This window comes from Meiothermus sp. (genome assembly GCF_037443965.1).
GTDB lineage: Bacteria > Deinococcota > Deinococci > Deinococcales > Thermaceae > Meiothermus.
Window position 1 is genome coordinate 1 of sequence record NZ_JBBINI010000051.1, and the last position, 10,207, is coordinate 10,207.

9 protein-coding genes are annotated in these 10,207 nt (G+C 60.9%); 2 read left to right on the forward strand and 7 right to left on the reverse strand.

Annotated elements, in window-relative coordinates; translation table 11 throughout:
- From WKI89_RS16990 to acnA, 3 genes are all read right to left on the reverse strand, one after another.
- Positions 1–447: alpha/beta hydrolase (locus tag WKI89_RS16990; RefSeq protein ID WP_337871566.1), on the reverse strand; the 447-nt coding region annotated here is incomplete at its 3' end.
- 331 nt (positions 448–778) lie between these two features.
- A complete protein-coding gene (locus WKI89_RS16995) occupies positions 779–1,072 on the reverse strand; it encodes a nucleotidyltransferase domain-containing protein (protein ID WP_337871567.1) in 294 nt (97 codons plus the stop codon).
- A 451-nt stretch (positions 1,073–1,523) separates the two neighbouring features.
- A complete protein-coding gene (acnA, locus tag WKI89_RS17000; RefSeq protein WP_337871568.1) occupies positions 1,524–4,262 on the reverse strand; it encodes an aconitate hydratase AcnA in 2,739 nt (912 codons plus the stop codon).
- A gap of 527 nt (positions 4,263–4,789) precedes the next feature.
- On the opposite strand from acnA, the gene WKI89_RS17005 reads away from it, so the two are divergent.
- Positions 4,790–5,296 carry a hypothetical protein gene (locus tag WKI89_RS17005; RefSeq protein ID WP_337871569.1) on the forward strand — a complete coding sequence of 169 codons (507 nt, stop codon included), beginning with the start codon at positions 4,790–4,792 and terminating at the stop codon, positions 5,294–5,296.
- A gap of 53 nt (positions 5,297–5,349) precedes the next feature.
- Here WKI89_RS17005 and WKI89_RS17010 read toward each other — a convergent pair whose 3' ends face one another.
- Complete coding sequence (locus WKI89_RS17010; protein WP_337871570.1) at positions 5,350–5,559, reverse strand: heavy-metal-associated domain-containing protein; 210 nt, start codon at positions 5,557–5,559, stop codon at positions 5,350–5,352.
- 80 nt (positions 5,560–5,639) lie between these two features.
- The gene (locus WKI89_RS17015) at positions 5,640–7,055 is read right to left on the reverse strand and encodes a VWA domain-containing protein (protein ID WP_337871571.1); all 1,416 of its coding nucleotides are present in this window, start codon (positions 7,053–7,055) and stop codon (positions 5,640–5,642) included.
- Positions 7,056–7,158: 103 nt separating this feature from the next.
- Between WKI89_RS17015 and WKI89_RS17020 the strand changes: the two genes are divergently transcribed.
- Complete coding sequence (locus WKI89_RS17020; protein ID WP_337871572.1) at positions 7,159–7,824, forward strand: hypothetical protein; 666 nt, start codon at positions 7,159–7,161, stop codon at positions 7,822–7,824.
- Between the two features lie 35 nt (positions 7,825–7,859).
- Here the strand turns inward: WKI89_RS17020 and WKI89_RS17025 are convergent, their stop codons facing one another.
- Together WKI89_RS17025 and WKI89_RS17030 are read right to left on the reverse strand one after the other, a co-directional pair.
- Positions 7,860–9,284, reverse strand: a complete 1,425-nt coding sequence (locus WKI89_RS17025) for a hypothetical protein (RefSeq protein WP_337871573.1) — start codon at positions 9,282–9,284, stop codon at positions 7,860–7,862.
- Between the two features lie 65 nt (positions 9,285–9,349).
- Positions 9,350–10,027 (reverse strand): hypothetical protein, encoded by a 678-nt coding sequence (locus tag WKI89_RS17030; protein ID WP_337871574.1) that lies wholly within the window; start codon positions 10,025–10,027, stop codon positions 9,350–9,352.
- Between the last annotated feature and the right edge of the window lie 180 nt (positions 10,028–10,207).

Sequence of the window (10,207 nt, forward strand, 5' to 3'; positions counted from 1 at the left end):
GGGGGTGCCTTGGGGGTCTTTGGTGCCGCCAAAGCCAAAAGGAGAGCCCGGCGCGATGACGGTGGCGGTGTAGATGCGCTCGGGGGCCGCCGCCAGCATAGCCCAGACCACGCTGCCGCCCAGCGAGTGGCCTGCCACGTGAAAGCGGGCATAGCCCATCAGATCCATCAGATTGAGCAGGTCGTCTACCCAGTCCATGCAGCCCTGGGTGGCGTCAATGGGTTTGTCCTCGGTGTCGCCGTAGCCGCGCAGGTCGGGCGCGATGGCACGGTAGCCAAGGGGCAGGGCCAGCATGGTTTCTTCCCAGAAGGTATTGCTGCTGGCGTTGCCGTGAATCAGGAGCACCGGTATCCCGTCGGAAGGGCCCCGCAGCAGCACGTGCATCTTGAGGCGAGGGGTTTCGACCATGGTAGATACGAGGCCCGGCAAAGTAGGGATGGAACCCATAACACACTCCTCCAGTTGAGATAGCTCATGTTACTGGGTTTCTGTTACAAACTTGTTACTTGCGCTGGTTCACCATAAAGCCCATGGAAACACCCTAGCGTAGTTATGGATCAGAATATTCCGAAAAGCGATGATCTGTTTCGCAGCCGTGATGGGGGCGTTCGGTTCGAGCTTGAGCAGTTGGGTCATGGCTTCGCCCACGATGCTCAACTGTCGCTCTACCGCCGAAGCCAAGAGGCGGCTGGCCTGATAGGACTCGAAGGTCTGGCCTTGGATGAACTCCTCAATAGCCTCTACGGCCTAAAGGATGTCGAAAAGGTAGGTTCGGGGATCAAGCGGCATAAACCAGCATTCGATCTGGGGCAATGGATTTTAGGAAATAGGGGTTCTTAACCGCCTCGATTTCAATCAAATCTACAGGTTTCCCCAGGGCGGACTCGAGGGTTTCCTTGAGCCGGAAATAGGCTCTGCCGTGTTCCAATGGCTCCATTGGCTCCATTGGCTCGAACAGTACCAGAAAGTCGTAGTCGTTTGGCTCTGCGCCCCGTGCTGCCGAGCCGAACAACTCGAGCCGTTTGACCCGGTTCTGCCGGGCTATTTGGCGGAGTTGGGCGAACTCGAACATGGGTTAAGTGTAGCAGAGGCTCGAGGCGCACCCCACCAGCGCGGCGGAGGGGTCGGGGTTGGCTCGAGTCACCCCAACCATCAGGGGCAAATGAGGCGCTCAACTTGGTAAATTCACTTGCATATTAGATAGATGGTCTGCAAACTTTGCTACATCTCTGAGGCCGTCTGCTAGGTCAGTGAAAGTAAAAATACCTTCGTGTACAGCAATACCAGTATTCTCAAGCCACGAGATTTGTATTCCGACCCCTGCCTGGTTATGTGTGATGAAGTTGAAATGCTTTATGGTGTTGTATACGCATTTCGGTAGTATCGTTTAGGCTTGCCGAAGTGAACGATACTGCCGAAATGCGTATGAAAGCTATTTTGCCAATACCCTGCGCGGCTTCACAATAACGGCTTAAGAATACAACGGCGGGAACCAAAGCCCCCGCCGTCGCTAAAAATGCACGTTACGCCTTCTGTTTCTCGGCCAGCATGTTCTTCAGCACGGTTTGCAGAATGCCGCCGTTTTTGTAGTAGTCCACCTCTACCAAGGTGTCTATGCGGACCTTTACCTGGAAGCTCACCTGGCTGCCGTCGGCGCGGGTGGCCACCACGGTGAGCTCCTTACCGGGGGTGATGTCCTCGAGGCCCAGAATATCGAACACCTCGTAACCGGTGAGGCCCAGGCTGGCCGCGCTCTGGCCGGGCTGGAACTGTAGGGGTAGTACCCCCATGCCCACCAGGTTGCTGCGGTGGATGCGCTCAAAGCTCTGGGCAATTACCGCCTTCACGCCCAGCAAGTACGTGCCCTTGGCGGCCCAGTCGCGGCTGCTACCGTTGCCGTACTCAATACCGCCAATAACTACAAGGGGCGTGCCTTCGGCCTTGTACTGCATGGCGGCGTCGTAGACGAACATCTCCTCGCCCGAGCCGGGCTCGGCTCCGCGCTCGGATTTGGGCAGTTTCTTGGTGTAGGGGCCTTCCTTACCGTCCAGCATCAGGTTACGGATGCGGATGTTGGCGAAGGTGCCACGCATCATCACCTCGTGGTTGCCGCGGCGGGAGCCGTAGCTGTTGAAGTCGGCGGGTTCGACCCCGTGGCCCATCAGGTAGCGGGCGGCGGGGGAGTTTTTGGAGATGTTGCCGGCGGGTGAGATGTGGTCGGTGGTGATGGAGTCGCCCAGGAGCAGCAGCACCCGGGCCCCCTTGATATCGCCGATCTCGCGGGCTTGGCCCAGGTTTTCGAAGAAGGGCGGGTTCTGGATGTAGGTGGACTTTGGGTCGAACTGGTAGAGCTGGCCGCTGGGCGCCGGGAGGGCCTTCCAGCGCTCGTCGCCCTCGAAGACGGTGGCGTACTGGCGGCGGAACATCTCGGCGTCGAGGGTACGGTGCACGGCCTGGCGGATCTCCTCCTGGCTGGGCCAGATGTCCTTGAGGAGGATGGCCTTTCCGTTGGGGTCGTAGCCGATGGGTTCGCTGGTGAAGTCAATGTCCATGCGGCCTGCGAGGGCATAGGCCACCACCAGCATGGGGGAGGCTAGGTAGTTGGCTTTGACGTCGGGGTTGACCCGGCCCTCGAAGTTGCGGTTGCCCGAGAGCACCGCGGCCACCACCAGGTCGCCCTCCTTCACGGCCTTGGAAATGTCTTCGGGCAGCGGCCCAGAGTTGCCGATGCAGGTGGTGCAGCCGTAGCCCACGGTGTGAAACTTGAGGGCTTCCAGGAAGGGGGTGAGGCCGGCGGCGTCCAGGTACTCGGTTACCACCTTGGAGCCGGGGGCCAGGCTGCTCTTAACCCAGGGCTGGGTGTCGAGGCCGGCCTCCACAGCTTTTTTGGCCAGCAGGCCAGCGCCCAGCATCACGCTGGGGTTGGAGGTGTTGGTGCAGCTGGTAATGGCGGCAATCACCACCGAGCCGTGCTGGAGGTCGAACTCCTCGAGGCCCCGCTTGACCGTTACCTTGGTGTCTAGCTTATCGGGCCCAAGGCCAAAGCCGCGCTCCTTGGGGTCTTTGGTGAGGTGCTCGAGGAAGCTCTTCTTCACATCGCCCAGGTTCACCCGGTCCTGGGGGCGCTTGGGGCCAGCCAGGGCGGGCACCACGGTGGAGAGGTCGAGCTCCAAGTGCTCGCTATACACCGGCGCGGCATCGTCGGTGCGCCAAAACCCGGCGGCCTTGGCGTACTTCTCCACCAGGTCTACCTGCTCGTCGGAGCGCCCGGTCAGCTTGAGGTAGGCGATGGTCTCTTCGTCTATGGGGAAGAAGCCCATGGTCGCGCCGTACTCCGGCGACATGTTGGCAATGGTAGCCCGGTCGGCCAAGGGCAGCTTGGACACGCCAGGGCCGTAGAATTCCACAAACTTACCCACCGCGCCGTGCTTGCGGATCATCTCGGTCACGCGCAGCACCAGGTCGGTGGCGGTAGCCCCCTCGGGCAGTTCGCCGGTCAGCTTGAAGCCGATGACCTTGGGGGCCAGCATATAGTAGGGCTGGCCCAGCATCACTGCCTCGGCCTCGATGCCGCCCACGCCCCAGCCCAGCACGCCCAGGCCGTTGATCATGGTGGTGTGGGAGTCGGTGCCCACTAGGCTGTCGGGGAAGGCATAGAGCCGCCCATCCTCGCCTTTCTGTGTCATCACCACCGAGGCCAGGTACTCGAGGTTCACCTGGTGCACGATGCCGGTTCCCGGAGGCACTGCGCGGAAGCCCTTGAGCGCCTGCTGGCCCCACTTCAGCAGCAGGTAACGCTCCTCGTTGCGCTGGTACTCGAGCTCCACGTTCTGGGCAAAGGCATACGAAGTGCCGAAGAAGTCTACCTGCACGCTATGGTCTATCACCAGGTCTACTGGCACGCCGGGGTTAATCTGCTCGGGGTCGCCGCCCAGTTTGGCGATGGCGTCGCGCATGGCGGCCAAATCCACCACAGCGGGCACGCCGGTGAAGTCTTGCAGGATCACCCGGGCCAGCATCAGGGGCACATTGACCTCGCCGGGGTCGGCTTTCCAATTAGCGAGGTTGACTACGTCCTCACGGGCCACCTTGTACTCATCGTGGTTGCGCAGCAGGCTCTCGAGCATCACTCGAATCGAAAAAGGGAGCTTGGACACCGGTGCAATGCCTTGCTTTTCCAGCTCCATGATGTCGTAGTAGAACACCTCGCCCATGCGGGTGGACAGGCTCTTGCGGGTTTTGAAGTCGTCTCGATAGGCCATCTGGGTCTCCTTTGCTGTGGGTCAGGCATGAAACCAGCGGTGGGCGTTTATGGATAAGGGCTCTTGGCTATCAGCAATGAACCATCGGTATCCGTTTACAAAGCCTGAATAGTTTACTCCACTTTTTTTGGAGTAAAAAGACGCTGGAAAACGGACGGGCCGCTTGGGTTGTGGGGCTGGTTTCAATGCCTGGGCGGGTGCGCCCTGCCTCAGACGCACTCAGTGTACATCATGAGCAACCTAAAATGCAGCCAGCGGTCGGGTAAGTTGAAAGATGGGTATGCAGTAAAGGCTCCGACGCGCCCCGCACGCGCAAAGTTGGCAGTAGAGGGGTTTAGTCTTTACGCTGTTGGTACACAAAATAGGTCGGCCCATCAAAATCTGGGCAGTCGCCGATAGCTCAAATCACGATTGCAAGGGTTTTTAATAACATGGCTGTAAGCTCGTTTTATACAAAATACTTGCGCTGCACGCCCGTATCCTAGCCTGTCCTCAATAGCAAATATGACCAGGAGACCCATCAGCATATGACCGATTCACAAGCAGAAAAGTGGCAACAACTAGGCCAGGGGCTTTATCTGGAGCACCTGGATCTAACGCTGGAGTGGCGCACTACCCATCGGCAGGCCCGCAGCAAACTGGGTTTCGAGGATCGGCGTCCCTCTGCCGATACCCTGGTCTGGAACCGGGTAGAGTGTCTGGGCGGGTTGCAATGCGACCTGTACGCCAAATTCATCCCCGACGACGGTCCAACCCCCGAGCAGCGCACCCTGCGCCTGATCGAATTTACCGTCCATGCCGAACAGCCGGTCGAGCATCTCTACGAGGCTGTGAAGGCCCACCTGGTCAGGTTCCTGGGTGCGCCCACCCTCGAGTACGACGGCCACGATGGCAACCTGCGCTCCTTTGTCGAGTGGGACTCGGAAAAAGTGATGGTGTTGTGGAAGATTATGGGCGGAGCCAGGCAGGGCTGTGTGGGGGAGTTGTGGAGCAAACCCCTGCCCAAGGAGTACCTGAAGCTGACCCTGGCCTGAACCCCATCCGGGGTCTGCGGCTCAAGGGCTGCTTTGCCCAGCGGCACGCGGGTTTAGAGCATTCCCGCCAGGAAGCCCTGTTCGCGCACCACCCGGATCAAGTCCATTACGGTGAGCTGCTGGGGGTCGTACTCGACCTCGAGCTGCCCCACATCGGCGGGCTGCACGCCTTGGACGCCCTCGAGCTTCTTGATGGCCGCCGAGACCTTTTCCACCTGTTCGGGGCGCTCCATGCCCCGTACGCCCAACAACACCCGGTTCATATCCCCTCGATTGTAAAAGAAGTCCAGGGGAGCCTTGGGTATTTAGCGGAGTCCTGAAAAGTGCCCTGAACACCCAGAGCTCAGGCTGGAGAGGGCAGGGTTTCCAGGCGCTCCCTTGCCACCCGGTACTGGAAGAAGTAGAACTCCAGGGCCAGCAGAAGGGTTGCCAACAGGGCCAGCCAGGGAGCCAGTTGCAAGGTGAGGGTGGGAGGCAGGGGTTGGTCGGGGCGGGGGCGTGGCAGGAAGGTTTCGCTGGGGGTGAGCAGGCCGCTCCTGAGTTCGCCCCTGGGGGCAATCAGGTTGTAGAGCAATACCGGAAAGGCGGGTAGGTTTTGCAGGCTTTCGGCAGGGGGTAGGTAGACCCCGCTGGGGTGGTGCCAGGCCAGGGCCTGCCCGGTTTCGCTGATGGCCAGGGGTTGCCAGTTGGGGGCGGCGGGAGCGGGTGGGATTGGCAGGCTGTAACCGACCAGCTCGGCCCCGCGCAAGTAGGGGAGGGTGCGCTCCACATCCCACACCGTGGCCTGTCCGCTGGCCTCTCGAGCAAAAAAGACGGTGAAACGGCCGGGTTCGCGGCGGGGGGTCCCAATCTCAAAAGCCATTTCGCCGGGGCTACCCCGGCTGGTTCCCAGCAGGGCCAGGAGGCGCTCGAGGGCGGGTGAACGCCCCGATACCTCGACCCGCACCAGCCGCCTGCTAAAACGGGCCTCGTTGTCCAGGGTGAGGGCATCGTTGCCCACGATGCGGGCGTTGGGCGTGCTCGAGGGGACTTCCAGGCTGCTGTAACCCAGGGCCGGAACCTCCAGCGCATAGCGCCGGCCATCCACCAGAAGTTCGCCCCGCCACAGCCCCGGCCCGGCATTGCCAACCGCCACAAAACCGGGGCCGATGGCGGTAATCCCCACGTTGGCTCCATTCCCGGCCACGTTGATGTAGCCGTCACTCCCGGAGGGAGTCGGCCTGTCGGCAATGGTCAGCACGCGGGCACTGGGCAATAAGGCTTTGCCCCTGGCCACGGCGGTTTCGAGGTCGGTGTCGGTACCCTCGGGCCGCAGACCCTCGAGGCTGCCCAGCAGGCTGCGCCCCGCAGCCGGGCCAAAGGTTTGCAGCGAACGGCCCGCTATCACCAGAACGGCCCTGGGTGAAGCAGACAAGCGTTCGCGGGCAAGTTCTTTGGCGCGCTCGAGGCGGCTGGGGCTGACGTCGGTGGCCGCCATCGAGGCCGAGGCATCCAGCACCACCACCAGCTCGCCGGGCCGGTCGAGCGAGACCTTTGGCATCGTCAGGGCCAGCAACCCCAGCAAGGCCGAGAGCAACAACAAAAACAGCCGCAGATCGAAACGCCGCCGGGCCCGCCCCTTGCGAACCGCTTTTTGCCAGAGCCAAAGCCCAGCTATCTTGCGCTCCGGGGGTCGTCTCCTGCGATACCACCACCACACCAAACCCAGGGTGGGTGGAATCAGCAGCAACAACCAGGGCAGTCCAAAGGCCAACTGCACTCCTTTAGCTTAGGGGTTTTGCTCTGAATGCAATGAGGATGGCGGCGGTTTTTCTCTTCGGCCTTTATTCTGGGGTTATACTCTCGCCAGACTGGAGGCAAACATGCGGCGATGGTGGATGGTCTTCATGATGGGAGCTTTGGTACTGGGGAGTTCGGCGTTTGCGCTGGGGTTCTCGGTGCGGGGTGCGGTTCGCTACGACTTTGGTGCGAATAAACTGGGGCTCGAGGGGGAACTCGAGTACGCCGACACCCTCGATGCCAACCTAACCTGGGGGGTACGGCTAAGCATCCGCGCGGTTCCCCTGGATGCCCCCCTGGTTCTGATTGTTCCCAACGGCTTTGTCGAATACCGCACCGCCCTCAAAGAGGGTGCAGAACTGACCTCGAGTGCCTACGCCAGGGCCGAGGTGGGCATTGGTTGGCTGCCGCAGTTTTTCCCCCGACTGGTGCTCTCGGGTGGGATTGACAACCGCTACGCCGAACTACTGGGTCTCAAGGACGTGTTCGTGCAGAGCAAACTCAGCCTGGACTTCATCCCCACCGAGCGCCTCACGCCGGGCCTGGAGACCCGAATTGGTCTGATAGTCATCCCCTTCGTGCCCTACCTGGCGGCTGGGGTGGACTACAACTTTGTGAACAGTACCCTCTCACCCAAGCTCTTTGCGGGTAGCCTGCTATTCCTCTCGCCACAGTTCTTCCTGGGGTTGGAGGGAGGGATAGACCCCAGCGGATTTGTGCGGCTGTTCTTCCAGTTCGCCGAGCGCTGACGGTGTTGAAGGGCGGTTGGCTACACCGGCTTTCCTTACCACCGCACCTCGTAGAAACCACGGCTGATCAGGCTGTTGCCTTCCACTACCGCATAGGAAAGCCCCGAGCCAAAGCGTTTGCTCAGACGCCCGAAAAAGTCGGTGAGGGCTCTGCCAAGCTCCTGGGAAGTCTGCTGGTCGAGTTCGCCGCCGATGGTTTGTGGGAAGGCGTTGCTGATCTGCCCAAGTTGTTCTTCGAGGGCCGAGCCCTGATTGCCAAAGCTATAGCCGATGGCATTGGCTGGAATGCGCGCGCGGAAACGACGGAAGTTGGGATCCTGGCCCCAGGGGGGGTTGTTCACCGCTTGCAGGGCGCTTTTGCTGGTGGCAATGACCAGCCGGTTGGGCTCGAGTTTGTAGTAAAGGGTGCCGCCCAGACCTATCTCCACCACCTTGAACTCCCCCTCATTTCCAAGCACCCTAAAGCCCCCCTGCCCATCGGGTGTAGAGAAGGCCGCCAGGCTTTGCAACAAAGCCAGCAGGTTGGCCTCGGCCGTAGCGGGGTCCCGTATCTCCCAGTAGATCAGGCTGTGGCCCAGAATGGCCTCGCTCCGCCCGTCGGGTGCGGGCGGGGGGCCCTTCACGGTAACGGTGGCAAAACGTGCGCCAAAGGCCCGTAAGTCTAGGTTAAGCCGCACATCGAACTCGCGCAGCAGACCGGGTAGATAGGCGCCTACCCGGCTCAGGTCAAGCACGCCGGTCGAAACCGCGTAGCCCTGGGGAAGTTCCCCGGCGTTGTAGGGGCGTTCTTTGGGCAGCAGCAGGCTGGCCAGGGCTGGGTCGGCGGCCGGGTTTACATCCAGACGGGTCTCTTCGGTGTAGCCTCCGGCAGTGAGCTGGATGGCGTAACTGAAGCGGCGGATGGTACGGGCTGCACCGCTGGCCCTGGGGGGCAGATCCAGGCTTTGCAACAGGTCTTGTGGCGGCGCGCCCCAGAGCACGATGTCGCCCCGCACCGGAGCCTGCAAGCCCCGACGGTTTTGCAAGAACAGACGGGCATACTTGGGGGTGGCTATAAAGGCCAACTCGCGGCTAATGCCGGTGGTGGCGTCCCGGTCGCCCCCTACCAACCAGCCCCCCTGGGGTCGCAGGCCCTTGGTCTCCTGGCGAAGGGCCTGCATGGCGGCGGCGCTAGGGCGAACCATCACAAAAAACCCATCGTTGTAGAGGGCCACGGCCACGCCGCCCGCGGCGATGCCCAGCAGGTTGGCGTCGGCACCAGCCTGCTTGCGCAGTTCGCGGCCCAGAAAAGCCTCCATGCCGCTCTGCTTCCAGTCGGCTGCCAGCCCGCCGAGGTAGCGGCTGCCGCGCAGGTCGTTCATGTAAAACCCTGCCACGGCCCCCTGGGGGGCCAACGCGAGCAGGTTCTGGGCCAAGGCTGGGCCAAGCATTACCAACAAAAAAATCATCAGGCGAGCCATACCCTTTATGGTACTCGCCTGATTTATGAACAGATGCGATTTATGGCCTTGACAACCCGGCCAGGCTACAGCGCCTCGCCGTTGTAGCTTACGGTTACGTTGTTGCAGGCATTGTAGACCACCAGAAGCTTATTGCCACGGGTGTCTTCCAGGCTCCAGCTTCCGCCCACAAAGGTTTCTTTGCAGGTGTTGCTGTATTTGAGACTTGTGGCTTTGCCGGTGAGCCGATAGAGCTTGGTGGCCGTGCGGAAATCCAGCGAACCGTCGTAGTTGAAGGTGCCCCCTGCAAATGGCGTCTGGGCATCGTCGGGGATGTAGGTAACAGTGTAGGCGTAGGTGGTGCCAAACCGCCCGTCACTGCCATAGATTTCAAAATTGAAGTTGTAGCGAACAGCGTAATTGGGGTTGCTCCAGGTTACGTCCACATCCAGATCGAGCTTGAGGCCCGACTCATTGGCTTTGCCGGTGTTGAAGGTGAGTTCATACTGGTCGGTGTCCACAGTGTAGCCACTTCTGGGGTTATTATCGTCGTTGTCCTTCAACACGATGGCGCCTTTGAGCCGGGTGTCGCCTACCGTGCAGTCCACGGAATAGCTGGCTTGAAGGGGAATTTTGTCGTTATCCAGGTCTTGCTGCTGGGTTTTGGGTGGGGTTTCGCTAGCGGTGCAGTTGATGGCCTGGGGATCTAGTCCAGAGGCTAGAATCAGACTGGCGACCGGAGAGGGTAGGCTTAGGCCCCCCACCGAGTTGGTAGTGACGAGGCCCGAAGGGCTTGCGATGGCCGCGACCAGATATTCCTTCGTGTGCTACTTGACCTACCCCAGGGGATGTAAAAAAGAGGGGGTGCTATGGAAACCCACAGAGAGCACCCCCTGTACTATCTTGACGCAGAAACCCTCCTGGTGGCTACCTACGTCTGGGTG